The following is a 26,185-nucleotide window of genomic DNA, read 5'->3' as shown; positions in this document are numbered from 1 at the left end:
TTGAGGCATTTTTGCGTTCAGGGGCTCGTAGTGTGATGGGTATGCGCTATGACCTAATTGTTTTCGACAACGACGGTGTCCTCGTGGACAGCGAGCCGATTTCCAACACGTTGTTGGCCGGCTATCTGACGGAGCTCGGGCACCCCACCACGTACGAGGAGTCCGTGCGTGACTTCATGGGGTCCGCCATGCACCGGATTCATGAGCTCGTCGAGGAGCGGAGCGGGCAGCGGCTGCCGGTGGACTTCGACGAGACGTTCCACGCGCGGGTCTTCGCGGCCTTCCAGGCCGAGCTGGAGGCGGTGGCCGGGGCTCGGGACGTGCTCAAGCGGCTGGCCGAGGCCGGAGTTCCGTACTGTGTGGCCTCCTCGGGGAGCCACGAGCGGATCCGGGTGGGGCACCGCAGGACCGGGCTCGACGTGTGGTTCCCGGACGAGATCGTGTTCAGTGCCGAGGACGTCGGCCGGGGCAAGCCGGCGCCCGATCTGTTTCTGCACGCCGCCGCGCGGATGGGGGTTGCGCCCGAGCGGTGTGTGGTGGTCGAGGACAGCCGGCTCGGCGTCCAGGCGGCGCTCGCGGCCGGGATGGACGTGTACGGGTTCACGGCGATGACGCCGGAGTCGAAGCTGGCGGGCGCCAAGGGGTTCTTCGGGGCGATGGAGGACCTGCCCGCGATTTTGGGACTGTGATCCATCTACCCCCGGGTAGGTTCCGGCCGTACGCTGTGCCGCCATGACGGATGCGCGGTTGCGGCGTGGGCGGGGATCCCTGGCGGTCAGTTTCTTCGTGCAGGGGGTCACCTTCGCCCTGCTCGTGACTCGAATACCGGCCATCCAGGACCGGTACGGGATCTCGGACGGGCTGCTGCCCGCGTTCCTGGCCGCCGTGCCGATCCTGGCCGGTGTGGCCAGTGTGGTGACCGAGAAGGTCGTGGCCCGGGTGGGGCCGGCGGTGGTGCTGCGCTGGGCCCAGCCGTTCGTGCTGCTGGCGCTGCTCGCCGTGGGGATGGGGGACGCGCTGTGGCAGGCGGCGCTCGCCCTGGGGCTCTTCGGGCTCGCGGTCGGTGCGCTCGACGCCTCCATGAACATGCTGGGGGTGAGCCTCCAGCGGGCGTACGGGCGGAGCATCATGCTCGGCTTCCACGCCTCGTACAGCTTCGGGGGGATCGCGGGGGCCTCGCTGGCCTGGGTGGGGGCGCACTGGCACCTCTCGCTGTTCGTGTCCTATCTGCCGGTGGTGGCGGTGCTGCTGCCCGTCGCGTTCGTGGGGAGCCGTTGGTACGTGGCCGGCGGCGCCGGGCCCGTCGCGGAGGAGACGGGCGAGAACAAGGGGAGTGGCGTCGCCTTCAAGTTGCTGCTGCCGCTGTGTCTGGTGATGAGCTTCGCGTACATCGGTGATTCCACCGTCTCCAACTGGAGCGCCAAGTACCTCCAGGACGTGCTGGGCAGCTCGGAGGAGCTGGCGACCGTGCCGTACAACGCGTACATGGTGACGACGCTGCTCGGGCGGGCGGTCGGGGACTTCGGGGTGCGGCGGTTCGGGGCCGGGACGGTCGTGCGGGCGGGTGCCGTGCTCGCGGCGCTGGGGTTCGCGTGCGTGGCGGTGGCTCCGGGGGCCTGGGCGGGGATCGCCGGGTTCACGGTGCTGGGTCTCGGGCTGAGCGTGATCGTGCCGCAGACGTTCGCGGCGGCGGGGCGGCTGTTCCCGGGGGCGAGTGACGCCGCGGTGGCGCGGCTCAACGTCTTCAACTACGTCGGGTTCCTGGTGGGGTCTCCGCTGGTGGGGGCGCTCGGGGACGCGTGGAGCTATCGGGGGGCGATGCTCGTGCCGATGGTGCTGGTCCTGGTGACGGTGGTGTATGCCACGTCGTTCGGTTCGCGAGAGGCCCGATACGGTGGCGGGCATGAGCGGCCGCGCACTGTTGATGTGGGATGAAGCTGTCACGCAGTACGACTTCGGGTCCGAGCATCCGATGGATCCGGTACGGCTCGCGCTGACGATGTCGCTGGTGCGGGCCTACGGGCTCGACCGGGCCGTGGACGTGGTCGCGGCGAAGCCGGCCGGGGACTCGACGCTGCGCCTGGTCCACCGCGAGGACTACGTGGCCGCGGTGCGGGCGGCGTCGGCGGATCCGCGGCACGCGGACCAGGCGTACGGTCTCGGCACGGTCGACGATCCGGCGTTCGCCGGGATGCACGAGGCGTCGGCGCTGATCGCCGGGCAGTCGGTGGGCGCGGCGGAGGCCGTCTGGCGCGGGGAGGCCGAGCACGCGGTGAACTTCGCGGGCGGCCTGCACCACGCGATGCCGGGGTCCGCCTCGGGGTTCTGTGTGTACAACGACGCCTCCCTGGCGATCGCCCGGCTGTTGGAGCTGGGCGCCGAGCGGGTCGCGTACGTGGATGTGGACGTGCATCACGGGGACGGGGTGCAGGCGGCGTTCTGGGAGGACCCCCGGGTGCTGACCGTGTCGCTCCACGAGCATCCGCGGACGCTGTTCCCGCAGACGGGGTGGCCGGAGGAGACCGGGGCGGTCGGCGCGGGCGAGGGCGGGGCCGTGAACGTGGCGCTGCCGGCCGGGACGGGGGACGCGGGATGGCTGCGGGCCTTCCACGCGGTGGTGCCGGAGCTGCTCGCGGACTTCCGGCCGCAGGTGCTGGTGACCCAGCACGGGGCGGACACCCATTTCGAGGATCCGCTGGCTCATCTGGCGGTGTCGCTCGACGCACAGCGGGCGGTGCAGGAGGCCTGTCACGAGCTGGCGCACGAGTACGCCGGGGGGCGCTGGCTGGCCCTGGGCGGGGGTGGGTACGCGGTGGTGGACGTCGTACCGCGGTCGTGGACGCATCTGGTCGGGATCGCGGCGCACGCTCCGGTCGATCCGGAGTCGGTGATCCCGTCGTCGTGGCGGGACGAGGTGTACGCGCGGACCCGGCAGTTGGGGCCGGCGCGGATGACGGACGGCCGGTGGCCGGTGGACTTCCGGGACTGGTCCGCGGGGTACGACCCGGCGGACCGGCTGGACCAGGCGGTGCTCGCGACGCGGAAGGCGGCGTTCCCGCTGCGGGGGCTGCTGGCCTGACCCCCGGGGGCGTACCCGTAGAACGTTCTGGTGGGTGTTACGCCGACTGTGCGGTGTCCGGGGGGTTCGGGCTCCGCGGCGGGGGTGTTCCGGGAGCATCGGAGGGTGTTGAGTACCGGGGCGCTGCGGGCGCATCTGTTGGCGGCGGGGTTGGCGGGAACGGTGGCGACCTCGCGGGAGGAGAACCTGCGGAGCTATCGGCTCTTCGCGGCGCGTGATCCGCGGGTGCTGCTGGGGCTCGATCCCGCGTGGGGGTGGGGCGAGGCGGATCTGTTGCGGCTGATGGCCGACAAGTGCGGGGTGTCGGGGGATCCGACGCATCGGACGGGGCCCGACGTGATCGATCCCGAGCGGACGTTGAGGGGGCTCGACGCCTTCGCCGCGCGGTTGGCTGCGGCGGCCGCGCGGCGGGTTCCGGTGCTCCTCGGGACGGGTCATCCGCACCGTCTGCTCGGTTTCTACGTCGCGCTCGCAGACGCCTTGTCGGCGGCGGGATGTCTCGTTCTCACCCCGGCGCAGGGGCGATGTGTCGACATAACGACCCGGTTCGGCGTACGCACGTACCTCATCGACTACGTCAGGGGGGTCGCACTGGTGCGAGAGCCGGGGCCGTCGGGGGGAGGGCGCGAGCCGGGGGCGCACTCCCACTCCCCGCTGCCGGTTAGGGCTGCTCTGGAGAGCGCGGCGGAGGGTGGCGGGCCGCTGCCGGAGCTGGTGGTCGGCGACCACGGATGGGTCTGCGGTGCAGGTCAGCTGGGTATCGAGGCCATCGGTCTGGCCGATACGGATGACCCGGCGCTGTTCGTCGGAGAGGCGGAGGGACAGGTGTCGGTGGCCGTTCCGCTTGACGACGGCGTGCGCTCCTCCTCCTACGTTCCACTGACGCGCTATGTACTCAATCGAGCGTGTCTGTCACGGTAAACGGCCGATGGCAGCTCCTCTTCCCCACTCGTATCACCCGCCCCTAGGCTGGAGCGTGAGCGCTCGGCGACGAAGAGTCACCGGAGGGGAAGCCGGTGGGCGTCGCGGCGGAAGGTACAGGTGGGTCATGGCTGCTGGCGAACGACCTCTCAACGAGGTCAAGTTTCTGACCGTGGCGGAAGTCGCCTCGGTGATGCGCGTCTCCAAGATGACCGTGTACCGCTTGGTGCACAGCGGTCATCTGCCGGCGATCCGGGTGGGCAGGTCCTTCCGGGTGCCGGAACAGGCGGTTCACGAGTACCTGAGGGAGTCCTTCGTGGGGGTGGGGACCGCGTAGCGCGAGCGCGGCGACAACGCCGGGAAAGCTCCGTATGTCCCTCGGATTACAAGCGCGGTGCTCGGGACGGTAGGCTAGGCCGACGTAGGTCGTGTGGGCCCAGACGCCCCGCACCGATCCCCGCCGGGAGGCTGGGATGTTCCGAGAAGTGAGCGAGGGTAGTCGTGGGCTCTGTTATCAAGAAGCGGCGTAAGCGGATGGCCAAGAAGAAGCACCGCAAGCTGCTCAAGCGCACGCGCGTTCAGCGTCGCAACAAGAAGTAAGGCGACAGCTGCTTCGCAGCGTTCTGTGCGTCAGACGTGGCCCTTCACCGTTCGCGGTGGAGGGCCACGTTTGTTTGCGCGTTGTTTGCGCGGAAATCCCGAGGCGCTACGGTGGCGACCAACGGAAGACGACGGAAGGCGCTGATCTTGGGCAAGGTCGTGCTCGTCACCGGTGCCGCCCGGCATCTGGGGGGCCGCTTCGTGCGGCGGATCCAGCGGGACCCGGAAGTGGAGCGGGTGATCGCGGTGGACGCGGTCGACCCGGCGCACCAGCTCGGCGCCGCCGAATTCGTCCGGGCGGACATCCGCCGCCCGGAGATCGCCAAGATCCTCGCCGAGCACGACGTCGACACCGTGGTCCATCTGGACGTCACCGGCACCGCGATCGGGGGCGGCGGCCGTACGTCGGTCAAGGAGACCAACGTCATCGGCACCATGCAGCTCCTCGGAGCCTGCCAGAAGTCGCCGCGGATCAGCCGGCTCGTGATCAAGTCCAGTACCAGCGTCTACGGCTCAGCGCCCCGCGACCCGGCCGTCTTCACCGAGACGACGCCCGCGAAGTCGCTGCCCAGTGGAGGCTTCGCCAAGGACGCCGTCGAGGTCGAGGGGTACGTGCGGGGCTTCGCCCGGCGCCGGCCGGACGTGGCGGTGTGCGTGCTGCGGTTCGCGAACATCCTCGGGCCCCGCATCGACTCTCCGCTCACCGAGTACCTGGCGCTGCCCGTCCTGCCGACCGTCCTCGGCTACGACCCGCGGCTGCAGTTCGTCCACGAGGACGACGTCGTCGACGTGCTGCGCCTGGCGGCGCACGAACCCCGCAGGGCCACCCTGAACAGCGGCACGTTCAACGTGGCCGGGGACGGGGTGCTGCTGCTGTCCCAGTGCGCGCGGCGGCTCGGACGGCCGACCGTGCCGGTGCTGCTGCCGGCGGTCACCTGGGTGGGGACGGCGCTGCGGACCGTCGGGATCACCGACTTCGCTCCCGAGCAGATCCGGCTGCTGACCCACGGCCGGGTCGTGTCGACCGTCCAGACGCGCGAACTCCTCGGGTTCTCGCCGCGCTACACGACGGCAGAGGCGTTCGCCGACTTCGCGCGGCACCGGGGGCCGGGGCTGTTGCCGCCGGAGATGCTCGCCGGGGCCGTGGACCGGATCGCGGAGCGGCTCGGTGCGCCGACCGCGCGGCCGGCCGGTTCCGTACCGCCGGCGCATCCCGTATCCGTGCACCCCGTTCACTCTGTTCACGACGGCGCCTGAGGAGACCGGACAGCGATGGCGGACGCCAAGGTCATTCCGTTCGACGACGACCGGTCGCGCGCCCGGCGACGGCCCCCCGGCCGCGCCGACGGCGAGGCGGCGGCCGTACGGGCCCTTCCCGGGCCGCAGCAGGGCCCTCAGGGGCCTCAGGGGCCCGAGGAGGTCCCTGGGGGAGGCCGGGAGGCCGGTGCGGACGACGCGGCCGGGGAGGCTTCCGGTGGTGACGCCGGGGTCGAGGCCGGGGCCGGTGCGGCGGCAGGGGGCTGGGAGCGGCGGCTCGCGGGCGGGCTCGCGTTCCTGCGGCGCCGGATCACCGGCGACTACGAGGTCGACGAGTTCGGTTACGACGAGGAGCTCACCGACCAGGTCCTGATGTCGCTGCTCCGCCCGCTGTACGAGAAGTACTTCCGGGTCGAGGTGAAGGGCGTCGAGAACATCCCCGCCGAGGGCGGGGCGCTGATCGTCGCCAACCACTCCGGGACCCTGCCGCTGGACGGGCTGATGATGCAGGTCGCCGTCCACGACCACCACCCGGCCGGGCGGCATCTGCGGCTGCTCGCCGCCGACCTGGTCTTCGTGCTGCCGGTCGTGAACGAGCTGGCGCGCAAGGCCGGGCACACGCTGGCGTGCGCCGAGGACGCGGAGCGGCTGCTGCGCGCCGGGGAGATCGTCGGGGTGATGCCGGAGGGGTTCAAGGGGATCGGGAAGCCGTTCGGCGAGCGGTACAAGCTGCAGCGGTTCGGGCGGGGCGGCTTCGTCTCGACGGCGCTGCGCGCCGGGGTGCCGATCGTGCCCTGCTCGATCGTCGGGGCCGAGGAGATATACCCGATGGTCGGCAACGCCAAGACGCTTGCGCGGCTGCTCGGCATCCCGTACTTCCCGCTCACGCCGACCTTCCCCTGGCTGGGGCCGTTGGGCGCGCTGCCGCTGCCGACGAAGTGGACGATCCAGTTCGGTGAACCGATCCCGACGGACTCGTTCGCGCCGGAGGCGGCGGAGGACCCGATGCTGATGTTCAACCTGACGGACCAGGTACGGGAGCAGATCCAGCACACGCTGTACAAGTTGCTGGTGCAGCGGCGGTCGGTGTTCTTCTGACGGGCCGCTCACGGCAGAAGAAGGGGCGCCCCCCGTCCGTGGGGGCGCCCCTTCTTCTTGTCAGCGAGCGTCCTCGCTGTCGATGCCGAGGCCTGGAAGCAGGCCCGGCAGGAGTGGCGGAATGGTCACGTCCGGCACCTCGGGTGGCTTCGGGCCGTCCAGCGGGGCCGTCGGCGCGCCGCTCGGGGAGGGCTTGAGCAGTCCGCCGGCGCTGCCGCCGAGGAGACCGTCGTCCTCCGGAGAGTCGGTGCTGCCGTCCGAGCTCGGACCGGTGCCCGTGGCCGGGCCGGACGGGTGGGGCTGCGCGGAGTGGCTGCCGGCGGGCGGGGCCTCGTGCGGGGACGCCGGACGCTGGGTGTCCGTGCCCTGGGGGTCCCTCGACGTGCTGGGCCGGCCGCTGGGGGTCTCCGTGCTGATCGCGCCCTTCTCGGGGGTGCGGGGGAGCACCGACTGGAGCGGCTCGACCTCCTCGTCCATGGCGTCGAAGACGTGCGTCACCTCGCTGCCGACGTCCGCGAGCTGCACGGGGAGCCGGTCGCGGAGGCCGTTCCAGGTGTCCCGGTGGGCCTGGGCGAAGGAGTTGAGCCGGGCCATCGGGGCGATCTCGCCGTCCCGCTCGTACGCCTGGCGGAGCAGACGGTGTCCCTCGGTGGCGTCGTGCTTCATGCCGCCGAGGACCCGGCGGATCTCGCTGAGCGACTCGTGGTCGAGGTCGCCGGAGCGGCCGCGCTCCATGAGGCGGCGGGCCTCGCTGAGACGGGTGGACGCCTGGTCGAGGTAGATGCCGCCGCGGTCCGCGTCGTCGTCCGCCATGCCCAGCTTGATGTCCTCCATGCCTCGCTTGAGCCCGTAGAGCGAGTCACCGGGAAGCGCGTCGGAGCTGGCCGCCGCCACTCCGCCGAAGGCGCCCGCGGCCACACCGACCGTGAGGCCGCCGGCGGCGAGACCCTTGGTCCAGCGGGAGCGGGGGCGCAGCTTCCGCAGCGGGGAGGCCCGGTGGGCACCCTTGGCGCCTGCGGTCCGCTGCTCCGGGACCGTCGGCGCCGCGGCCGCGCTGCCCTCCATCAGCATCGCTTCCATGGCGGCGACGAGCTGGGCTCGCTGCACCACCTTGACCTCGGGGTCCAGCTGTGGCTTCGGCAAGTCGCCGAGACCGCTCGCCAGGGCCAACAGCTTTCCCTGCTCGGCAGGTTCGGCCGTGGTCTCGGTTTGTTCGGCCGCCGCGCCCTCGGACTCCCGGTCCTCCAGGGCCTGGGCGAAGGCGTTCGCCCGCCGGTGCGCCGATACGTTCGCGATCACTGGCGGCACCTCCTCTCGTCATGACGGTCGACTCCCCGGGGTGTCCGGAAGGTTGCACACCTTGAGCGCATCCACACGAAAGAGTGAGTGGCTGCGGACATGGCGTGTCCACAGGGAGCCTGCATCCCGCACAACGAGCGGCGCGGCACTTGGGTTACGCGCGAAAGATGATCGGAACAGTACGTCATCGAGGCGTCACCGACTGCGAGTTGGGCGGGGGTCGTGGGGATGTGGGGGGAGGTGCGGTGGTGCGGGCGGGGACCGGTCCACGGGGGCGCGTGTGGGGGGCGCGGACCGGTCAGCGGGCGTCGTCCGGAAGGAGGCGGGCCAGGGTGCGGACGGCCCGGTACTGGAGGGTCTTGATCGCTCCCTCGTTCTTCCCCATGACCCGGGCGGTCTCGGCGACCGAGAGGCCCTGGAGGAAGCGCAGGGTCACGCACTCCTGCTGCTGGGGGTTGAGGCGGCGGACCGCGTCGAGGAGCGCGGCGTTGGAGAGGGACTCCAGGACGGAGTCCTCCGGGCTGCGCTCGACCTCGTTGGCGTCGAGCATCTCGCCGGTGGTGACTTCGAGGCGGAACCGGCTGGACTTGAAGTGGTCGGCGACCAGGTTCCTGGCGATGGTGACGAGCCAGGCGCCGAAGTCGCGGCCCTGCCAGGTGAAGGTGGAGATCCGGCGCAGGGCGCGCAGGAACGTCTCACTGGTGAGGTCCTCCGCCGTCGCCTTGCCGCCGACGCGGTAGTAGATGTAGCGGTAGACGGTGTCGCTGTACTGGTCGTACAGGCGGCCGAAGGCCTCGGCCTCGCCCGCCTGGGCGCGCTCGACCAGGTCCATCATGCGGGCGCTGTCGCTGTCGGCGGTGGGGCGGCGTGCGGTGGTCGAGGTACCGGAGCGGGCACCGCGTCTGCCCACGGCGGCGCTGCCGTCGGCCAGGGCATAGCAAGGGCCGGCGGGTGCCGGGGCGGCGAAGGCGAAGGCGGGGACAGGGCCGGCGTACGCGGTGGGGACGAAGCCGCGCAAGTGGTCGAGGACCGTTGCGCGCAGCGTAGCCAGGCCCGAGGTGTCAACCCCGACGTGTGGGTACACGGGACTCCCAGAGGCAGAGCTTCCATCACGTGCAGTGCGGGACCGTTCACCCGTCGTGGCGACGTGAGGGGTCCTTTGTGCGTCTGAGGAGAATAACGCTTCGTACAGGCAGCGCTACACCCAGTTGCCTAAATCACCGGTTCCGTCGGTTCTGTTACTGCTTGCAGTCGGATCAAGGCACGTTTGGTGACCAGTTGTTGATCGCTTTGCTTCCGAGTGTGACTGCGTGCGCGTTGCGTTGTGCTCAAGTGGCGGACCGGTGAGTGATCGGGGCCGCTGCGGGGTAAGGAGCCCCGAATGCCTGGGAGTCGACCTGTGCGGTGCTGTTCGACCACGGACGGGTGAGGGCCGACGGTCCGGGGTTGTCGCAGATGATCGCAGCCGAAACGTATTTGCAGGCGGGTCCGGCACGCCGGAAAAAAGGGCGGTGCGCCCCCCGGGTCAGCGGTGCGCCCCCGGGTCAGTGGCGGCGGCGGTGCAGGGCGACCGCGGCCGCCGTGCCGCCGGCCAGGGCCCCCAGGCCCGCGGCGGCGGGGATGCCGACCTTGGCGGCCTTGCGGCCGGTCCGGTAGTCGCGCAGCCGCCAGTCCCGCGCCTTCGCGTACTTGCGGAGCTTGGTGTCCGGGTTGATCGCGTACGGGTGCCCGACGAGCGACAGCATCGGGATGTCGTTGTGCGAGTCGCTGTACGCGGCGCAGCGGCCGAGGTCGAGGCCCTCGGCGGCGGCCAGGGCCCGTACCGCCTCGGCCTTGGCCGGTCCGTGCAGGGGCTCGCCGACCAGCTTGCCCGTGTAGACGCCGTCGATGGACTCGGCGACCGTGCCGAGCGCGCCGGTCAGGCCGAGCCTGCGCGCGATGATCGTGGCCGTCTCCACCGGCGCGGCCGTGACCAGCCAGACCTTCTGCCCCGCGTCCAGGTGTGCCTGGGCGAGGTCGCGGGTGCCGGGCCAGATGCGGTCGGCCATGTACTCGTCGTAGATCTCCTCGCCGATCGACATCAGCTCGGAGACGCGGTGGCCCTTGACGATGGACAGGGCGCTGTCGCGGGCCTCCTGGATGTGCTCGGGGTCCTCGACGCCGGCGATCCGGAACCAGGCCTGGGCCCAGGCGAAGCGGGCGAGCTCGCGGCGCTGGAAGAACTTCCGCTTGTACAGGCCGCGGCCGAAGTGGAAGATCGACGCGCCCTGCATCACCGTGTTGTCGAGGTCGAAGAACGCGGCCGCGCGCACATCGCCGACGACCGGGAACTCGGGCTCGGGCGGGGTCTCGGCCTCCGCGGGTCGGGCCGCCGCCTCCTCCCGCTCCCGTTCCAGCTGGAGCGAGGTCTTGCGCGCTGCCTCGGCAGCGGCCTCGCCTGCGAGGACGCTGCGCGCGGTGGCGGAGCGCCTACGGGGGGTGAGCCATCCCAGAGCGGCCATGCCGTGAGCATAGCCAGTCTGTTCGGAACTTCCTGACTTGTGACGGTGCCGGGGCGTGAACACTGTGCGGCTCCCCTGTTTCATCGGGATCGCCCGGCCGGCGGGACAGAATGGACGCCATGTTCGGACGGACGAAGAAGAAGACGGACGCCGGGTCGCGCACCGTGACGCTGATCGGCAAGCCGGGCTGTCACCTCTGCGACGACGCCCGCACGGTGGTCGAGGCCGTGTGCGCGGAGACGGGTGCACGCTGGGAGGAGAAGGACATCACCCAGGACGAGGAGTTGTACCGGGCGTACTGGGAGCAGATTCCCGTCGTCCTGGTCGACGGCGAGCAGCACACCTTCTGGCGCGTCGACGCGGGGCGGCTCCGGCGCGAACTGGGTGCGTGACCGGAAGGGCGGTTACCATCATGGACGTTTTGTTGGCTTTCGGGGGCGGTGTCGTGAGGAGTGTGTGCGGTTTTGCCCCCTTCGGGTTCTCAACGCGCTGACACGCTCCGCGGTTCCACGACGATAGGAACCAGCCGCGTGACCCCGGTCACTTTGGCCAGACAAAACGGACACCATCTTTGTGCACGCGTTCACAAAGACATAGCCTGCATTCGACGGGGCGGTCTTGGGACATGTGGCCGCCTGCAGCCCCGCTCATCCCGCAGGAGCACCGTGGCAACTGGCCGAACTCACCGACCGGCGACCCGTAGCCGAGGAATTCCCGAGGCCACCGTCGCCCGGCTTCCGCTGTATCTGCGCGCACTCACCGCGCTCTCGGAGCGCTCCGTACCCACGGTCTCCTCCGAAGAGCTCGCGGCCGCGGCGGGCGTCAACTCCGCGAAGCTGCGCAAGGACTTCAGCTACCTCGGCTCCTACGGCACCCGCGGGGTCGGCTACGACGTCGAGTACCTCGTCTACCAGATCTCCCGCGAACTGGGCCTCACCCAGGACTGGCCGGTCGTCATCGTCGGTATCGGTAACCTCGGCGCCGCCCTCGCCGGCTACGGCGGCTTCGCCTCCCGTGGCTTCCGCGTGGCCGCGCTGATCGACGCCGACCCCGCCATGACCGGCAAGCCGGTCGCCGGGATCCCCGTCCAGCACAGCGACGACCTCGAGAAGATCATCGAGGAGGACGGCGTCTCCATCGGCGTCATCGCGACCCCGGCCGGCGTCGCCCAGCAGGTCTGCGACCGGCTCGTGGCCGCCGGAGTCACCTCCATCCTGAACTTCGCCCCGACCGTGCTCTCCGTGCCCGACGGCGTGGACGTACGCAAGGTCGACCTCTCCATCGAGCTGCAGATCCTCGCCTTCCACGAGCAGCGCAAGGCGGGCGAGGAGTCCGGCGCCGACACCGGTGCGGACACCGGCTCCGAGGCGGGCTCCGCCGCGGCCGCCGTGCCGCCGGCCCCCCGTGGCGCGACGGGCGGCAGCCGCAAGGGACCCGACGGGGACGTCCCCGCCGTGATGCCGGCATGAGCCTCCTCGTCGTCGGCCTCAGCCACCGCAGCGCCCCCGTCTCCATCCTGGAGCGCGCGGCCCTCGCGGCGGACACCCAGGCCAAGCTCCTCCAGGACACCCTCGCCGCCGAACCGGCCGCCGAGGGCACCGTCCTGGCCACCTGCAACCGCATCGAGCTCTACGCCGACGTGGACAAGTTCCACGCCGGTGTCGCCGAGCTGTCCACGCTGCTCGCGCAGCACAGCGGCGTCGGCCTGGACGAGCTCACCCCCTATCTCTACGTGCACTACGAGGACCGGGCCGTCCACCACCTCTTCTCGGTGGCCTGCGGGCTCGACTCGATGGTCGTCGGCGAGGGCCAGATCCTCGGCCAGATCAAGGACGCCCTCGCCCTCGGGCAGGAACTGCACACCGCGGGACGCCTCCTCAACGACCTCTTCCAGCAGGCCCTGCGGGTCGGCAAGCGCGCCCACAGCGAGACCGGGATCGACCGGGCCGGGCAGTCGCTCGTGACCTTCGGCCTGGAGCAGCTGGCCGACGACACCGACGTCGACACCTGGGCCAAGGGCAAGAAGGCGCTCGTCATCGGCGCCGGCTCGATGTCCTCGCTCGCCGCGGCCACGCTCGCTCGCTCCGGCGTCTCCGAGATCGTCGTCGCCAACCGGACCCTCGCCCGCGCCGAGCGGCTCGCGCAGATCCTGAACGAGCCCGGGGGTACGGGGGTGGCCGCACACGCGGTCGAGATGGTTGCCGTCGGCGACGAACTGACACGTGCCGACGTCGTCGTCTCCTGCACCGGCGCCACCGGCCTCGTCCTCACCGGCGAGGACATCGAGACCGCCGTCCAGGGCCGCCGCGCCCCGCTCGCGCTGCTCGACCTCGCCATGCCCCGCGACATCGACGCCGCCGCCCACCGCATCCCCGGTGTCCGGCTCGTCGACATCGAGTCCCTCGCCGAGGCCTCCGCCGACGCGCCCATGGCCGCCGACGTCGACCAGGTGCGCGGCATCGTCTCCGACGAGGTGGCCGCCTTCGGCGCCGCCCAGCGCGCCGCGCACATCACCCCCACCGTCGTCGCCCTGCGCACCATGGCCGCCGACGTGGTGGCAAGCGAGGTCGCCCGGCTCGAGGGCCGGCTGCCCGGCCTCGACGACAAGCAGCGCGCCGAGATCACCCAGACCGTGCGACGCGTGGTCGACAAGCTCCTGCACGCGCCGACCGTGCGGGTCAAGCAGCTGGCCAGCGAGCCCGGCGGCGCCGGGTACGCGGACGCGCTGCGGACACTCTTCGACCTCGACCCGGAGACGGTGGCTGCTGTCAGCCGGGCCGACCTGAATGACGCCGACGTCAAGAACCGAGGGCGAGTATGACCGAGAGGGCACTGAGGCTCGGGACCAGGCGCAGCAAGCTCGCCATGGCCCAGTCCGGGCACGTGGCCGACGCCGTCCGGCGGCTGACCGGCCGGCCCGTCGAGCTCGTGGAGATCACGACGTACGGGGACACCTCCCGGGAGCACCTCGCGCAGATCGGCGGCACCGGCGTCTTCGTCGCCGCCCTGCGTGACGCGCTGCTCGCCGACGAGGTGGACTTCGCCGTCCACTCCCTGAAGGACCTGCCGACCGCGCAGCACCCCGACCTGGTGCTGGCCGCGATCCCGGAGCGCGAGGACCCGCGGGACGTGCTGATCGCCCGCGACGGACTGACGCTGGACCGGCTGCCCGAGGGCGCCCGGGTCGGCACCGGCTCGCCGCGGCGCATGGCCCAGCTCCACGCGTACGCGCGCAACCACGGTCTGGACATCACCTGCGTCCCCATCCGTGGCAACGTCGACACCCGTGTCGGCTACGTCCGCAAGGGCGAGCTGGACGCGGTCGTGCTGGCCGCGGCCGGACTCAACCGCATCGGCGGGACCGACGAGCTCCTCGGCGGCCTGTCCGCCGAGCCGCTGCCCGTCGACACCGTCCTGCCCGCTCCCGGCCAGGGGGCCCTGGCCGTCGAATGCCTGGCGTCGAACACCGAACTCGTCGCCGCGCTCGCGCCGCTCGACGACCCGCTCACGCGGGCCGCCGTGACCGCCGAGCGATCCCTGCTCGCCGCCCTGGAGGCCGGCTGCTCCGCACCTGTGGGTGCGCTGGCCGACCTGCTGGCCGACGACCCCGGTCACGGGCAGGTTGTCACCGAAATGCGCCTGCGAGGCGTCGTCGGCACCACCGACGGCTCGACGCTGGTGCAGCTGTCCACCACCGGACCCGTACCCACCTCGCACGACGAGGCCATGGCGCTCGGACGCGAACTCGCGGACGAGATGCTCGCCAAGGGTGCGGCCGGTCTTATGGGGGAGCGAGCACTTTGAACCCCACCAGCCCGACCACCAGCCCGCTGTCCCCGGCCTTCGCGGGTCATGGACACGTCACATTCCTCGGCGCAGGCCCCGGTGACCCCGGACTCCTGACCCTCAGGGCCGTCGAGGCCCTCGCCGGAGCGGATGTCCTGATCGCCGAGCCGGAGGTGCTCGAGGTCGTTCGCTGCCACGCGCGCGCGGGGGTGAGCACGCCGGAGCTGACGGTCGTTGACGAGGCGTCAACAACCGCCGGTGTCCCCGTGTTGAGGGACGCGGCCAATCTTGTCATGGAGGCCGCGAGGGGCGGCAGGCGGGTCGTCCGTGCGGTGACCGGCGACCCCGGCCTCGACGGGAACGCGGGGGCCGAGATGCTCGCCTGCGCCGCCGAGGGCATCCCCTTCGAGGTCGTCCCGGGCGTGGCCACGGCCGTCGGCGTACCCGCGTACGCCGGTGTCCCGCTCCGCGACGCCCAGGGCACCGACGTGCGCTTCGTCGACGCCCGCACCGCCGACGAGCGGTGCTGGACCGAGGTCGGTGCCTCCGACGGCACCGTCGTCGTGTCGACGTCGCTCGACTCGGTGGCCGCGGCCGCCGGTGAACTGGTGGCGGCAGGCCGTAAGCCGGACACCCCGCTCACCGTCACCATCGCCGGTACGACGACGCGCCAGCGGACCTGGAACGCGACGCTCGGCACCATCGCCCAGGTCTTCAAGCAGGGCAAGGTGCTCCCCTCGCCCGAGGGCCACCGGCCGGTGATAGCCGTGGTCGGCGAGCGCAGCGCCCCGGCGCAGCGGGACCAGCTGTCGTGGTTCGAGTCCAAGCCGCTGTTCGGCTGGCGGGTGCTCGTGCCGCGGACCAAGGAGCAGGCCGCGTCGCTCTCCGACCAGCTTCGTTCGTACGGCGCGGTGCCGCACGAGGTGCCGACCATCGCCGTCGAGCCGCCGCGCACCCCGCAGCAGATGGAGCGGGCGGTCAAGGGGCTCGTCACCGGACGGTACGAGTGGATCGCCTTCACCTCGGTCAACGCGGTCAAGGCCGTGCGGGAGAAGTTCGAGGAGTACGGGCTCGACGCGCGTGCCTTCGCCGGGATCAAGGTCGCGGCGGTGGGCGAGCAGACGGCCGCCGCGCTCGTCGACTTCGGTGTGAAGCCGGACCTCGTGCCGAGCGGTGAGCAGTCGGCCGCCGGTCTCCTCGAGGACTGGCCGCCGTACGACCCGGTCTTCGACCCGATCGACCGCGTCTTCCTGCCGCGGGCCGACATCGCGACCGAGACGCTGGTCGCGGGGCTGATCGAGCTCGGGTGGGAGGTCGACGACGTCACCGCCTACCGGACCGTACGGGCTTCGCCGCCGCCGGCGGACACCCGGGAGGCGATCAAGGGCGGCGGCTTCGACGCCGTGCTCTTCACCTCGTCGTCGACCGTGCGGAACCTGGTCGGCATCGCCGGGAAGCCGCACAACGTGACCGTGATCGCGTGCATCGGGCCCGCCACGGCCAAGACCGCCGAGGAGCACGGGCTGCGGGTGGACGTGCTGTCGCCCGAGCCGTCGGTGCACAAGCTCGCGGAGGCGCTGGCGGACTTCGGTCTGCGGCGGCGGGCGGCCGCGCTGGAGGCGGGCGATCCCGTGACGCGGCCTTCCGAGCGGCGGCCGGGGGCGCGGAGGCGTCGCACGACGTAGGTGCCGCCTGGTGCTTGTGGGGCGCGGGTCCGATGTTCGGGCCCGCGCCCCGCTGCCGTTGCGGGGAACGCCCCCCCGGCCGGGGCGGGGGCGTATGCCCACACCTCGTCGGCAAGGGCATCGGTTGCGCGGGCGTAGCCTCGGATTCATGAACTCGTACGGATCCTTTCCCGGGGCGCGGCCGCGGCGGCTGCGGACGACGCCCGCCATGCGGCGGATGGTGGCCGAGACGCGGCTGCATCCCGCCGATCTGATCCTCCCCGCGTTCGTGCGCGAGGGGATCACCGAGCCCGTGCCGATCCAGGCCATGCCCGGGGTCGTCCAGCACACCCGTGACACCCTGCGGAAGGCCGCCGCCGAGGCGCTGGAGGCGGGGGTCTCCGGGATCATGCTCTTCGGCGTGCCCGAGGACGAGAAGAAGGACGCGGCGGGGACGGCCGGGACCGACCCCGACGGGATCCTCCAGGTCGCCATCCGGGACGTCCGCGCCGAGGTCGGCGACGAGCTGGTCATCATGTCGGACCTCTGCCTCGACGAGTACACCGACCACGGTCACTGCGGTGTCCTCGACGCCGAAGGACGCGTCGACAACGACGCCACGCTGGAGCGGTACGCCGAGATGGCCCAGGTCCAGGCCGACGCCGGCGTCCACGTCGTGGGCCCCTCCGGGATGATGGACGGCCAGGTCGGGGTCGTCCGGGACGCCCTGGACACCATCGGCAAGGAGGACGTGTCGATCCTCGCGTACACCGCGAAGTACTCCTCCGCCTTCTACGGCCCCTTCCGCGAGGCCGTCGGCTCCTCCCTGCGCGGTGACCGCAAGACCTACCAGCAGGACCCCGCCAACCTCCGCGAGTCGATGCGCGAGCTCGCCCTCGACCTGGAGGAGGGCGCCGACATGGTGATGGTGAAGCCGGCGGGGCCGTACCTCGACGTGCTCGCGAAGGTCGCCGAGTCCGTGGACGTGCCCGTCGCCGCGTACCAGATCAGTGGCGAGTACGCGATGGTCGAGGCGGCCGCGGAGAAGGGCTGGATCGACCGCGACAAGGCGATCCTGGAGACCCTGACCGGCATCCGCCGCGCCGGGGCGCAGATGATCCTCACCTACTGGGCCACCGAGGTCGCCCAGAAGCTGTCCGCCTCGCGCGGCTAGCCGGACTCGGTCCCCCACGGGGCGAGTGGTGGGGCGGCAGTGGGCGGGGCACCCTGGAGGGGTAGCCGGCAGGTCCTCGGTGGAGGTGGTCCTCATGATGCACACGCTGGTCGGATGGCATGTGGAGATGGAGTTCCAGGAGGAGGGTGACCGGACGCGGGCCGCGGCCATGGTCCGGCTCACCGACGGCACCGAGTTCCGGGCGCACGGGACCGCGAACCGTCACCCCTCCGATCCGGACCAGCTGAGGGTGGGCGAGGAGATCGCCGGCGCACGCGCGCTGATGGACCTCGCCTCCCAGCTGCTCCAGAAGGCCCACACGGAGATCGACGAGGTCTCCGGACGGACCTCGCACGCCATTCGTTGACGACGAAGCCCCCGGCACGGTGGTCCGTGCCGGGGGCTTCGCCTCGGAGCGTCAGAGGCGCTCGGGCGTCCTGATGCCGAGGAGCGCCATGCCCTGGTGCAGGGTGCGGGCGGTCAGGTCGCAGAGGAACAGCCGGTTCTCCGCGACCTCCTGCGCCGGCTCCGGCTTGATGACCGGGCACTGGTCGTAGAACGTCGTGTACAGCGAGGCCAGCTGGTAGAGGTACGCGGTGAGCTTGTGCGGCGCGTACTCGGTGGCGGCGTCGGAGACCGTCTCGGCGAACTGGTCCAGGTGCAGGCCGAGCGCGCGCTCCGCCGGGGCGAGCTCCAGCTCCGGGTGGGCGACGGGGGTGCGGTCGCCCGCCTTGCCGAAGATCGACTTGATCCGCGCGTACGCGTACTGGAGGTACACCGACGTGTCGCCGTTCAGCGACACCATCTGGTCCAGGTCGAACTTGTAGTCGCGGGCGGCCGAGGTCGACAGATCGGCGTACTTCACCGCGCCGATGCCCACGTACTGGCCGTTCTCGACGATCTCCGACTCGGTCAGGCCCACCTTCTCGGCCTTCTCGCGCACCACCGACGTGGCCCGGTCCACCGCCTCGTCGAGCAGGTCCACCAGCCGGACCGTCTCGCCCTCACGGGTCTTGAACGGCTTGCCGTCCTTGCCCAGGACCGTGCCGAAGGCCAGCTGGACGGCCTTCACGTCCTCGTTCAGCCAGCCGGCCCGGCGGGCCGTCTCGAAGACCATCTTGAAGTGCAGCGACTGCCGGGCGTCGACCACGTACAGCAGGGACGTCGCCTTGAGGTTCTGCACGCGGTCGCGGATCGCGGACAGGTCCGTCGCCGCGTATCCGAAGCCGCCGTCGGACTTCTGGACGATCAGCGGCGTCGGGTTGCCGTCCGGGCCCTTCACGTCGTCGAAGAAGACGCACAGGGCGCCCTCGGAGCGGACGGCGACGCCCGACTCCTCCAGGATCCGGCAGGTCTCCGTCAGCATGTCGTTGTAGCCGGACTCGCCGACGACGTCGCCGTCCCGGATGTCCATGTCGAGCTTGTCGAAGACCGAGTAGAAGTAGATCTTCGACTCGTCGACGAACCGCTGCCACAGGGCGAGCGTCCGCTCGTCGCCGGCCTGGAGGTCGACGACGCGCGCGCGGGCCCTCGTCTTGAACTCCTCGTCGGAGTCGAAGAGCGCGCGCGAGGCCTTGTAGAGCCGGTTCAGGTTCGACATGGCCTCCTCACCGGAGACCTCGGCGCCGTCCTCGTCCTTGTGGTCCAGCTCGTGCGGGTGCTCGATCAGGTACTGGATGAGCATGCCGAACTGGGTGCCCCAGTCGCCGATGTGGTGGCGCCGGACCACGGTCTCGCCCGTGAACTCCAGGATCTCGACCATCGCGGCGCCGATCACGGCGGACCGCAGGTGGCCGACGTGCATCTCCTTCGCCACGTTCGGCTGGGCGTAGTCGATGACCGTCGTGCCCGCCGACTCGTTGAACGGCACGCCGAGCCGCGCGTCGGCCGCGCGGGCCGCGAGGGTCCGCACGATCGCCGCGTCGGTGACCGTGATGTTCAGGAAGCCGGGGCCCGAGACCTCGATGTCCTTCAGGACGTCGTTCTCCGGGATCGCGGCGACGACCTGGGTCGCCAGCTCGCGCGGATTGCCCTTGAGCTGCTTGGCGAGCGCCAGGATGCCGTTGGCCTGGAAGTCGGCCCGGTCGCTTCGTCGCAGCAGCGGGTCGGCGGACGCGGCGTCCGGCAGGGCTGCCGAGAGGCCGTCCGCGAGGCGCTGCTGCACGGTCGAAGCGAGGGAAGGGACCGAGGCCATGAGCTTCCGTTCCTGTTGAGTTCGTCAGGTCTAATTCGCTTGTCAAGTGTCCCATGGGAGCGCAACGTGATTTCCCCGCCTGTGGACAACCCCGGAGAGTCCTCTTTCGTCTGGGAGAATGGCTCACGCAGGGCCCTCAGGCAGAACCCCACCAGGAAGAAGGACGTACCGACCGTGGCTCAGAGCAGCACCGAGACCGACTGGGTCTCCCGTTTCGCGGACGAGGTCATCGCCGAGTCGGAGCGACGTGCGCCTGGCAAACCGGTCGTCGTCGCCTCCGGCCTCTCCCCGTCCGGCCCGATCCACCTGGGCAACCTCCGCGAGGTCATGACCCCGCACCTGGTCGCCGACGAGATCCGCCGTCGCGGGCACGAGGTCAGGCACCTCATCTCGTGGGACGACTACGACCGCTACCGCAAGGTGCCGAACGGCATCGAGGGCATCGACGAGAGCTGGGCCGAGCACATCGGCAAGCCGCTGACCTCGGTCCCGGCCCCGGCCGGCTCGCCCCACCCCAACTGGGCCGAGCACTTCAAGGCCGCCATGGTCGAGTCGCTGGCCGAGCTGGGCGTCGAGTACGACCCGATCAGCCAGACCGAGCAGTACACCGCGGGCACCTACCGCGAGCAGATCCTGCACGCCATGAAGCACCGCGGCGCCATCGACGCCATCCTCGACCAGTACCGGACGAAGAAGGCGCCGAAGAAGCAGTCGCAGAAGCCCCTCGACGAGGCCGAGCTGGAGGCCGAGGAGGGCTCCGGCGCGGCGAGCGAGGACGACGGCTCCGGCGGCTCCTCGGGCTACTTCCCGTACAAGCCGTACTGCGGGCAGTGCGAGAAGGACCTGACCACGGTCACCTCGTACGACGACGAGACCACCGAGCTCGCCTACACCTGCACCAACTGCGGCTTCGCCGAGACCGTGAAGCTCAGCGAGTTCAACCGCGGCAAGCTGGTCTGGAAGGTCGACTGGCCGATGCGCTGGGCGTACGAGGGCGTCATCTTCGAACCCTCCGGCGTCGACCACTCCTCGCCCGGCTCGTCGTTCGTCGTCGGCGGCCAGATCGTCCGCGAGATCTTCGACGGCGTCCAGCCGATCGGCCCGATGTACGCCTTCGTCGGCATCAGCGGCATGGCCAAGATGTCCTCCTCGCGCGGTGGCGTCCCGACCGCCGCCGACGCGCTGAAGATCATGGAAGCCCCGCTGCTGCGCTGGCTGTACGCCCGCCGGAAGCCCAACCAGTCCTTCAAGATCGCCTTCGACCAGGAGATCCAGCGGCTGTACGACGAGTGGGACAAGCTGGAGGCCAAGGTCGCCGACGGCTCCGTGCTGCCCGCCGACGCCGCCGCCCACTCCCGCGCCGCCCGCACGGCCGCCGGCGAGCTTCCGCGCACCCCGCGCCCGCTGCCGTACCGCACGCTCGCCTCGGTCATGGACATCACGGCCGGCCACGACGAGCAGACCCTGCGGATCCTCACCGAGCTCGACCCGGAGAACCCGGTCGCCTCCCTCGACGAGGTCCGGCCGCGGCTCGACCGCGCCGAGAACTGGATCACCAGCCAGGTCCCGGCCGACCAGCGCACCATCGTCCGCGACACCCCGGACACCGAGCTCCTCGGCTCCCTGGACGCCGAGGGCCGCGAGTCGCTCCGGCTGCTCCTGGAGGGCCTCGACACCCACTGGTCGCTCGACGGGCTCACCACGCTCGTCTACGGCGTCCCGAAGGTCATGGCCGGACTCGACCCGGAGGCCAAGCCGACGCCCGAGCTGAAGCTGGCGCAGCGCGCCTTCTTCGCCCTGCTCTACAAGCTGCTGGTCAGCCGGGAGACCGGGCCGCGGCTGCCCACCCTGCTGCTCGCCGTGGGCGCGGACCGGGTGCGGAAGCTGCTCGGCGCGTGAGCGCGCGAGTGAGCTGAGCACGACGAAAGGGCCGCCACCCGGTGCCGGGTGGCGGCCCTTTCACGTCTCCCCGTCCCGCCGTGGGCGTCAGGGGGTGCGGTACTCCTGCATGTCCTGCTGGATCTGCTGCTGGATCCCGGGGATCACCTGCTGGAGCAGGGCCGGGTTGCGCAGCTGCTGGACGCCGTAGTGGTCGGCGACCATGGCCGCCAGCTGCCCGTCCTCCGGGAACCGGTCGTGCTCCACGGCGTACGCCCAGGTCAGCTTGTAGACGACCTCGCGGAACTCCTCGACCTCCAGGGGCTCCGGCTGCTCCTCCACGTACTCGGGGTACTCGACGAACTCCTCAGGCCCCGGCGGCGGGACGTCCTCCGGCCCCTGCGGGACCGGCACCGGGGTGGGCTCCAGGCCCTCCACGATCTGGGGGTTGTACGTGCCCTCGTACGTCTCCGAGGAGATCTGCTGCGTGTCGAACCACGGGCTCTCGTGGTTCACCGGCCCGCCGGGCACCTGGCCCTGGACCTGTCCCTGCTCCTGTCCGGGTGCCTGGCCCTGTCCGGGCGCCTGGCCCTGACCCTGCGGCAGCTGCTGCGGCAGAGCCCCCTGGGGCGCCGGTTGCAGCGGGGACTGCGCGGGCAGCAGGGGCACGGCCCCCTGAGGCTGCGGGGGCAGCAGGGCCGGCTCGATGCCCGCCGCCGCCAGGCCCGCCGGGGCCGTCTCCGCCAGCGGGACGCCGTACCGCGCCAGACGCAGCGGCATCAGCGCCTCCACCGGCGCCTTCCGGCGCCAGCTACGGCCGAAACGGGCCTGCAGACGCGCCTGATAGATCAGCCGCTCCTGCTCCAGCTTGATCACCTGCTCGTACGAGCGCAGCTCCCAGAGCTTCATCCGGCGCCACAGCCGGAACGTCGGCACCGGGGAGAGCAGCCAGCGGGTCAGCCGGACGCCCTCCATGTGCTTGTCGGCCGTGATGTCCGCGATCCGGCCCACGGCGTGCCGCGCGGCCTCGACGGCCACGACGAACAGCACCGGGATCACCGCGTGCATCCCGACGCCCAGCGGGTCGGGCCAGGCGGCCGCGCCGTTGAAGGCGATCGTCGCCGCCGTCAGCACCCAGGCGGTCTGCCGCAGCAGCGGGAACGGGATGCGCAGCCAGGTGAGGAGCAGATCGAGGGCGAGCAGCACACAGATGCCCGCGTCGATACCGATCGGGAAGAAGTACGAGAAGGTGCCGAAGCCCTTGTTCATCGCGAGCTCGCGCACGGCGGCGTACGAACCCGCGAATCCGATCCCCGCGATGATCAGCGCACCGGCGATGACGAGGCCGATGAGTATTCGGTGTGTGCGTGTCAGCTGCATCGCGGCCACCCGCGATCCCCTCCCGTCAAACGACATCCCGCGCGCACAGAGTGGCACATGTGTGCGGAGCCCGGCCCTCGGGGGAGGGACGGGCTCCGTGCGGACGGGCCGCTGTGCGCGGGTTTGTGACTACTTGTTGGCTGCGGCGACCGCGGCGACGGCCTCCTTGGCCGCCGTGAGGGCGCCGTCCATGACGTTCTTGGCGCTCGGGGTCTCCGCACCCGCGTACCCGGCGCCGTTGTACGAGAGCAGCACCAGGACGTTGCCGGTGCGCGCCACGACCGAGCCGTAGACGAAGTCCTCGTCGGTCTTGCGCAGCTGGTACGCGACGGTCTTCGCCTCGTCTCCGACACCGCTGACCGACTTGGTGACCGGCTGCTTGGCGCCCGGCGTCTGCTCGATCTTGGCGAGCTCCTTGGCGAAGTTCTCCTGCGCGCGTTCCTGGCCGCTGCCGAGGGCCGCGTCCGAGTCGTAGCGGTAGAAGGACACGTCGAGCCAGCGGTACTGAGAGCCCTTCACGCCCTTGTCGTCGAGGCCGTTCCACGAGCAGCCGCCACGGCTCGCCGGGTCGGTGGACGGGGCCGGCGTGCCGTTCTTGTTCTTCGCCTTGGGCACGAGCGCGCCCGTCTCCTTGGCGGTGATCGCCTTGCAGGCCTCGGGCAGCTTCGCGAACTTCGCGGGCTCGACCTTCTTCGTCGTCGCGGAGGGCGACGGGGTGGCCGACGCGGAAGCGGAGGCCTTGTCCTTCGATCCCGTGGCGCCGGAGCCGCTGTCGCCGGAGTCCGAGGAGCAGCCGGCGACGACGAGCATCACCGGGACGGCGGCGCAGGCGAGTATGCGGGTGAGTCGCGGGGCTGTTCGCTGCATGGTTCCTTCAGTCGCTTGTCGTACGGTCCGGCCGGTGGTCCGGCGGCCACGTGTACGGCCACGGCGTGGGGCCACGGGTACGCCGACACGTTACGTGGTCGCCGTCCGCTCACGGAGCGGATGCGGGCGGCTACTCCTCCAGGCGCTCGGCGAGCAGACGGGCCAGATTCCGGGCCTTTTCCTGCAGTTCCGCGCTGTCGGGAGCCTCGGCGGAGCCGGTGGTCTGCTCCTGGTAGGAGACGGTCACGATGACGTTGGATGTGCGGAACACCACCCTCACGGCGCGCTGTTTGCCGCTCCCGCCGACCTTGCTCAGGACGTCGTCGAGGTAGGCGATGTCCCCGAGTCCGTCGAGGACGCGGGGTTCCAGGCCGGTGGCGCCGGGGGTGCCGGGGGTGCCGGGCGCGGCGGGGGAGGTGCCGGTGGGGGCGCCGGAGCCGGCCGCCGCACCGGCCGCGGGGGTGGTGCCGGGGGGCGTCGTGGCCTCCGGGTCCTTGGGCGTCGGGGCGGTGCCAGGCGGGGTCTTGCCCGGGGTCTGCCCGGACGCCGGCGGGGTGCTCGGCGTCGGGGCCGTCGTGGGCGGGGCGGTCGGCGGCACCGGGATGCCCGCGGCGAGCTGCTTGCGGACGTACACCTCCTGGGCGCGGTCGGCGTCGCTGACGGTGGTGTCGTACGAGACCACCCGCTCGATGTCCAGCGTGAGCCGGTGCGAGGTGTCCGGGGAGTCGGCCTTCCAGCTGCAGCCGACGCGCCGGTCGGTGTCGTACGTCACGGCGGCGGCGCCGCGGTAGGCCCGGTCGCGCTCGGCGTCGGGGAGTGCGGCGGCGCCCGGGAGCAGGTCCTTGAGGGTGGCCTGGGGGACGGCGCCGCAGGGCTCGAAGAGGGTGCGGTAGCGGCCCGGGGGTGCGACGGGCGCGGCGGGGCCGGCCTTGGCGTCGACCGCGATGTCGTCGGCGGGGGTGCCGGCGGAGCATCCGGTCAGGCCGGTCCCGAGGCCGAGGCCGAGTGCGAGGACGACGGCGGTACGAGCTGCGGACCCGGTGCGGCCGGGGGCGTACCTCTTTCGCTGCACGGTCCCAGGCTCCCTTCTCCCGAAGTCTTTCCCGAAAACTGTTTGCCGCGCGAACCCGGCCGGTGGACACAATGTCTATCGCACACGCAGCTGTTGATGCCGGTCCGCTGTCACCTGTACGGGCTTTGGCTCCGGTTTTTGCGTTATCAGACTTTTCGGGGGAATCGAGGAAGTATGTCGTACGTAGAGGTACCTGGGGCGAAAGTTCCCATCAGGATGTGGACCGACCCCTCCACGGTGGAGGGCGGTGCCATGCAGCAGCTGCAGAACGTGGCGACGCTGCCGTGGATCAAGGGCCTCGCCGTGATGCCGGACGTGCACTACGGCAAGGGTGCGACGGTCGGTTCGGTGATCGCGATGCGCGGGGCGGTCTGTCCGGCGGCGGTCGGTGTGGACATCGGCTGCGGGATGTCGGCGGTCAAGTCCTCGCTGACGGCGAACGACCTGCCGGGCGATCTGTCCCGGCTCCGGTCGAAGATCGAGCAGGCGATCCCGGTGGGCCGCGGCCTGCACCGTACGGAGGTGGACCCGGCCCGGCTCTACCAGTTCCCCACCTCGGGCTGGGGCGACTTCTGGTCGCGCTTCGACGGGGTCGCGGACGCGGTCAAGTTCCGTCGGGAGCGGGCGGCCCAGCAGATGGGCACGCTCGGGGGCGGCAACCACTTCATCGAGTTCTGCCTCGACGAGTCGGGCTCGGTCTGGCTGATGCTGCACTCCGGTTCCCGGAACATCGGCAAGGAGCTCGCCGAGCACCACATCGGCGAGGCGCAGAAGCTGCCGCACAACCAGGGGCTCGTCGACCGTGACCTGGCGGTGTTCGTCGCGGACACCCCGCAGATGGCGGCCTACCGGAACGACCTGTTCTGGGCGCAGGAGTACGCGAAGTACAACCGCGCGATCATGATGGCGCTCTTCCAGGAGGTCGTCCGCCGGGAGTTCCGCAAGGCCCGGGTGACCTTCGACCAGGTGATCTCCTGCCACCACAACTACGTGGCGGAGGAGCGGTACGAGGGCATGGACCTGCTGGTCACCCGGAAGGGGGCGATCCGGGCCGGCTCCGGGGAGTTCGGGATCATCCCGGGCTCGATGGGCACCGGCTCGTACATCGTGAAGGGCCTGGGGAACGAGGCCTCCTTCAACTCGGCCTCGCACGGCGCGGGCCGGAAGATGAGCCGGAGCGCGGCGAAGCGGCGCTTCTCGACGCGCGACCTGGAGGAGCAGACGCGGGGCGTGGAGTGCCGCAAGGACTCCGGTGTCGTGGACGAGATCCCGGGGGCCTACAAGCCGATCGAGAAGGTCATCGACCAGCAGCGGGACCTGGTGGAGGTCGTCGCCAAGCTGAAGCAGGTCATCTGCGTGAAGGGCTGAGGACCGCGCCCGCACGCGCACCGAACAGCACGCCCGTCGAACGGCCC

24 protein-coding genes are annotated in these 26,185 nt (G+C 71.2%); 17 read left to right on the top strand and 7 right to left on the bottom strand.

The window, feature by feature from the left end; translation table 11 throughout:
• The first annotated feature begins 41 nt into the window (after positions 1 to 41).
• The 8 genes from DEJ43_RS15885 (at position 42) to DEJ43_RS15850 (ending at position 6,955) form a co-directional block, all read left to right on the top strand.
• Positions 42 to 689, top strand: a complete 648-nt coding sequence (locus tag DEJ43_RS15885) for an HAD family hydrolase (RefSeq protein ID WP_041663979.1) — start codon at positions 42 to 44, stop codon at positions 687 to 689.
• Positions 690 to 732: 43 nt separating this feature from the next.
• Positions 733 to 1,935, top strand: coding sequence for an MFS transporter (locus DEJ43_RS15880; RefSeq protein ID WP_015034394.1), 1,203 nt, complete (start codon positions 733 to 735; stop codon positions 1,933 to 1,935).
• On the top strand, positions 1,904 to 3,079 hold the full coding sequence (locus DEJ43_RS15875) for an acetoin utilization protein AcuC (RefSeq protein ID WP_051025887.1): 1,176 nt from the start codon (positions 1,904 to 1,906) through the stop codon (positions 3,077 to 3,079). Before DEJ43_RS15880 ends, DEJ43_RS15875 begins: the two co-directional genes overlap by 32 nt.
• A gap of 105 nt (positions 3,080 to 3,184) precedes the next feature.
• On the top strand, positions 3,185 to 4,000 hold the full coding sequence (locus tag DEJ43_RS15870) for a phosphatase (RefSeq protein WP_041662530.1): 816 nt from the start codon (positions 3,185 to 3,187) through the stop codon (positions 3,998 to 4,000).
• 127 nt (positions 4,001 to 4,127) lie between these two features.
• The gene (locus tag DEJ43_RS15865) at positions 4,128 to 4,337 is read left to right on the top strand and encodes a helix-turn-helix domain-containing protein (RefSeq protein WP_015034391.1); all 210 of its coding nucleotides are present in this window, start codon (positions 4,128 to 4,130) and stop codon (positions 4,335 to 4,337) included.
• Positions 4,338 to 4,501: 164 nt separating this feature from the next.
• The gene (locus DEJ43_RS15860) at positions 4,502 to 4,600 is read left to right on the top strand and encodes a 30S ribosomal protein bS22 (protein WP_003948845.1); all 99 of its coding nucleotides are present in this window, start codon (positions 4,502 to 4,504) and stop codon (positions 4,598 to 4,600) included.
• Positions 4,601 to 4,747: 147 nt separating this feature from the next.
• Complete coding sequence (locus tag DEJ43_RS15855) at positions 4,748 to 5,857, top strand: NAD-dependent epimerase/dehydratase family protein (protein WP_051025886.1); 1,110 nt, start codon at positions 4,748 to 4,750, stop codon at positions 5,855 to 5,857.
• A gap of 15 nt (positions 5,858 to 5,872) precedes the next feature.
• The gene (locus DEJ43_RS15850) at positions 5,873 to 6,955 is read left to right on the top strand and encodes a lysophospholipid acyltransferase family protein (protein WP_015034389.1); all 1,083 of its coding nucleotides are present in this window, start codon (positions 5,873 to 5,875) and stop codon (positions 6,953 to 6,955) included.
• 60 nt (positions 6,956 to 7,015) lie between these two features.
• On the opposite strand, the gene DEJ43_RS15845 is transcribed toward DEJ43_RS15850, so the two are convergent.
• From DEJ43_RS15845 to DEJ43_RS15835, 3 genes are all read right to left on the bottom strand, one after another.
• Entirely contained in the window at positions 7,016 to 8,254 is a 1,239-nt protein-coding gene (locus DEJ43_RS15845) for a DUF5667 domain-containing protein (RefSeq protein ID WP_015034388.1), read from the bottom strand.
• Between the two features lie 298 nt (positions 8,255 to 8,552).
• Positions 8,553 to 9,338: an ECF subfamily RNA polymerase sigma factor, BldN family gene (locus tag DEJ43_RS15840; protein WP_015034387.1), complete on the bottom strand. Its 786-nt coding sequence runs from the start codon at positions 9,336 to 9,338 to the stop codon at positions 8,553 to 8,555.
• A 460-nt stretch (positions 9,339 to 9,798) separates the two neighbouring features.
• Positions 9,799 to 10,755, bottom strand: coding sequence for an HAD family hydrolase (locus DEJ43_RS15835; protein ID WP_015034386.1), 957 nt, complete (start codon positions 10,753 to 10,755; stop codon positions 9,799 to 9,801).
• Positions 10,756 to 10,865: 110 nt separating this feature from the next.
• Here DEJ43_RS15835 and DEJ43_RS15830 point away from each other — a divergent pair, with 110 nt between their 5' ends.
• From DEJ43_RS15830 to DEJ43_RS15800, 7 genes are all read left to right on the top strand, one after another.
• Entirely contained in the window at positions 10,866 to 11,147 is a 282-nt protein-coding gene (locus tag DEJ43_RS15830; protein WP_015034385.1) for a glutaredoxin family protein, read from the top strand.
• 273 nt (positions 11,148 to 11,420) lie between these two features.
• Positions 11,421 to 12,224, top strand: a complete 804-nt coding sequence (locus DEJ43_RS15825) for a redox-sensing transcriptional repressor Rex (RefSeq protein WP_015034384.1) — start codon at positions 11,421 to 11,423, stop codon at positions 12,222 to 12,224.
• Positions 12,221 to 13,576 carry a glutamyl-tRNA reductase gene (locus DEJ43_RS15820; RefSeq protein WP_015034383.1) on the top strand — a complete coding sequence of 452 codons (1,356 nt, stop codon included), beginning with the start codon at positions 12,221 to 12,223 and terminating at the stop codon, positions 13,574 to 13,576. The genes DEJ43_RS15825 and DEJ43_RS15820 overlap by 4 nt, the downstream gene beginning before the upstream one ends.
• Entirely contained in the window at positions 13,573 to 14,559 is a 987-nt protein-coding gene (hemC, locus tag DEJ43_RS15815; RefSeq protein ID WP_015034382.1) for a hydroxymethylbilane synthase, read from the top strand. The genes DEJ43_RS15820 and hemC overlap by 4 nt, the downstream gene beginning before the upstream one ends.
• Complete coding sequence (locus DEJ43_RS15810) at positions 14,556 to 16,226, top strand: bifunctional uroporphyrinogen-III C-methyltransferase/uroporphyrinogen-III synthase (RefSeq protein ID WP_015034381.1); 1,671 nt, start codon at positions 14,556 to 14,558, stop codon at positions 16,224 to 16,226. The genes hemC and DEJ43_RS15810 overlap by 4 nt, the downstream gene beginning before the upstream one ends.
• A 148-nt stretch (positions 16,227 to 16,374) precedes the next feature.
• Positions 16,375 to 17,379: a porphobilinogen synthase gene (hemB, locus tag DEJ43_RS15805; RefSeq protein ID WP_015034380.1), complete on the top strand. Its 1,005-nt coding sequence runs from the start codon at positions 16,375 to 16,377 to the stop codon at positions 17,377 to 17,379.
• A gap of 97 nt (positions 17,380 to 17,476) precedes the next feature.
• Positions 17,477 to 17,746, top strand: coding sequence for a DUF1876 domain-containing protein (locus DEJ43_RS15800; protein WP_041663977.1), 270 nt, complete (start codon positions 17,477 to 17,479; stop codon positions 17,744 to 17,746).
• 51 nt (positions 17,747 to 17,797) lie between these two features.
• Here DEJ43_RS15800 and argS read toward each other — a convergent pair whose 3' ends face one another.
• Entirely contained in the window at positions 17,798 to 19,573 is a 1,776-nt protein-coding gene (gene argS / locus DEJ43_RS15795) for an arginine--tRNA ligase (protein WP_015034378.1), read from the bottom strand.
• Between the two features lie 174 nt (positions 19,574 to 19,747).
• Here argS and lysS point away from each other — a divergent pair, with 174 nt between their 5' ends.
• A complete protein-coding gene (gene lysS / locus DEJ43_RS15790) occupies positions 19,748 to 21,472 on the top strand; it encodes a lysine--tRNA ligase (protein ID WP_041662529.1) in 1,725 nt (574 codons plus the stop codon).
• An 87-nt stretch (positions 21,473 to 21,559) separates the two neighbouring features.
• Here the strand turns inward: lysS and DEJ43_RS15785 are convergent, their stop codons facing one another.
• The 3 genes from DEJ43_RS15785 to DEJ43_RS37480 all read right to left on the bottom strand — a co-directional run bounded on the left by DEJ43_RS15785 (position 21,560) and on the right by DEJ43_RS37480 (position 24,770).
• The gene (locus tag DEJ43_RS15785; protein WP_015034376.1) at positions 21,560 to 22,840 is read right to left on the bottom strand and encodes a DUF2637 domain-containing protein; all 1,281 of its coding nucleotides are present in this window, start codon (positions 22,838 to 22,840) and stop codon (positions 21,560 to 21,562) included.
• 120 nt (positions 22,841 to 22,960) lie between these two features.
• The gene (locus DEJ43_RS15780; protein WP_015034375.1) at positions 22,961 to 23,698 is read right to left on the bottom strand and encodes a DUF3558 domain-containing protein; all 738 of its coding nucleotides are present in this window, start codon (positions 23,696 to 23,698) and stop codon (positions 22,961 to 22,963) included.
• A gap of 130 nt (positions 23,699 to 23,828) precedes the next feature.
• On the bottom strand, positions 23,829 to 24,770 hold the full coding sequence (locus tag DEJ43_RS37480; RefSeq protein WP_015034374.1) for a hypothetical protein: 942 nt from the start codon (positions 24,768 to 24,770) through the stop codon (positions 23,829 to 23,831).
• Positions 24,771 to 24,944: 174 nt separating this feature from the next.
• Between DEJ43_RS37480 and DEJ43_RS15775 the strand changes: the two genes are divergently transcribed.
• A complete protein-coding gene (locus DEJ43_RS15775) occupies positions 24,945 to 26,138 on the top strand; it encodes an RtcB family protein (protein WP_015034373.1) in 1,194 nt (397 codons plus the stop codon).
• Positions 26,139 to 26,185: the final 47 nt, after the last annotated feature.

The sequence above is a fragment of the Streptomyces venezuelae ATCC 10712 genome (assembly GCF_008639165.1).
Classification (GTDB): Bacteria; Actinomycetota; Actinomycetes; order Streptomycetales; family Streptomycetaceae; genus Streptomyces; species Streptomyces venezuelae.
Note: the sequence above shows the minus strand (reverse complement) of the source record. Positions and strands in the feature narration are given on the sequence as shown.

What these genes read in the sequence shown, in the direction of transcription:
- hemB (WP_015034380.1), top strand. Translation starts at nt 16,375, where the DNA reads ATGAACTCGTACGGATCCTTTCCCGGGGCGCGGCCGCGGCGGCTGCGG.
- DEJ43_RS15850 (WP_015034389.1), top strand. Translation starts at nt 5,873, where the DNA reads ATGGCGGACGCCAAGGTCATTCCGTTCGACGACGACCGGTCGCGCGCC.
- DEJ43_RS15800 (WP_041663977.1), top strand. Translation starts at nt 17,477, where the DNA reads ATGCACACGCTGGTCGGATGGCATGTGGAGATGGAGTTCCAGGAGGAG.
- DEJ43_RS15780 (WP_015034375.1), bottom strand. Translation starts at nt 23,698, where the DNA reads ATGCAGCGAACAGCCCCGCGACTCACCCGCATACTCGCCTGCGCCGCC.
- hemC (WP_015034382.1), top strand. Translation starts at nt 13,573, where the DNA reads ATGACCGAGAGGGCACTGAGGCTCGGGACCAGGCGCAGCAAGCTCGCC.
- argS (WP_015034378.1), bottom strand. Translation starts at nt 19,573, where the DNA reads ATGGCCTCGGTCCCTTCCCTCGCTTCGACCGTGCAGCAGCGCCTCGCG.
- DEJ43_RS15885 (WP_041663979.1), top strand. Translation starts at nt 42, where the DNA reads ATGCGCTATGACCTAATTGTTTTCGACAACGACGGTGTCCTCGTGGAC.
- DEJ43_RS15880 (WP_015034394.1), top strand. Translation starts at nt 733, where the DNA reads ATGACGGATGCGCGGTTGCGGCGTGGGCGGGGATCCCTGGCGGTCAGT.
- DEJ43_RS15820 (WP_015034383.1), top strand. Translation starts at nt 12,221, where the DNA reads ATGAGCCTCCTCGTCGTCGGCCTCAGCCACCGCAGCGCCCCCGTCTCC.
- DEJ43_RS15875 (WP_051025887.1), top strand. Translation starts at nt 1,904, where the DNA reads ATGAGCGGCCGCGCACTGTTGATGTGGGATGAAGCTGTCACGCAGTAC.
- DEJ43_RS15835 (WP_015034386.1), bottom strand. Translation starts at nt 10,755, where the DNA reads ATGGCCGCTCTGGGATGGCTCACCCCCCGTAGGCGCTCCGCCACCGCG.
- DEJ43_RS15775 (WP_015034373.1), top strand. Translation starts at nt 24,945, where the DNA reads ATGTCGTACGTAGAGGTACCTGGGGCGAAAGTTCCCATCAGGATGTGG.
- DEJ43_RS15865 (WP_015034391.1), top strand. Translation starts at nt 4,128, where the DNA reads ATGGCTGCTGGCGAACGACCTCTCAACGAGGTCAAGTTTCTGACCGTG.
- DEJ43_RS15830 (WP_015034385.1), top strand. Translation starts at nt 10,866, where the DNA reads ATGGACGCCATGTTCGGACGGACGAAGAAGAAGACGGACGCCGGGTCG.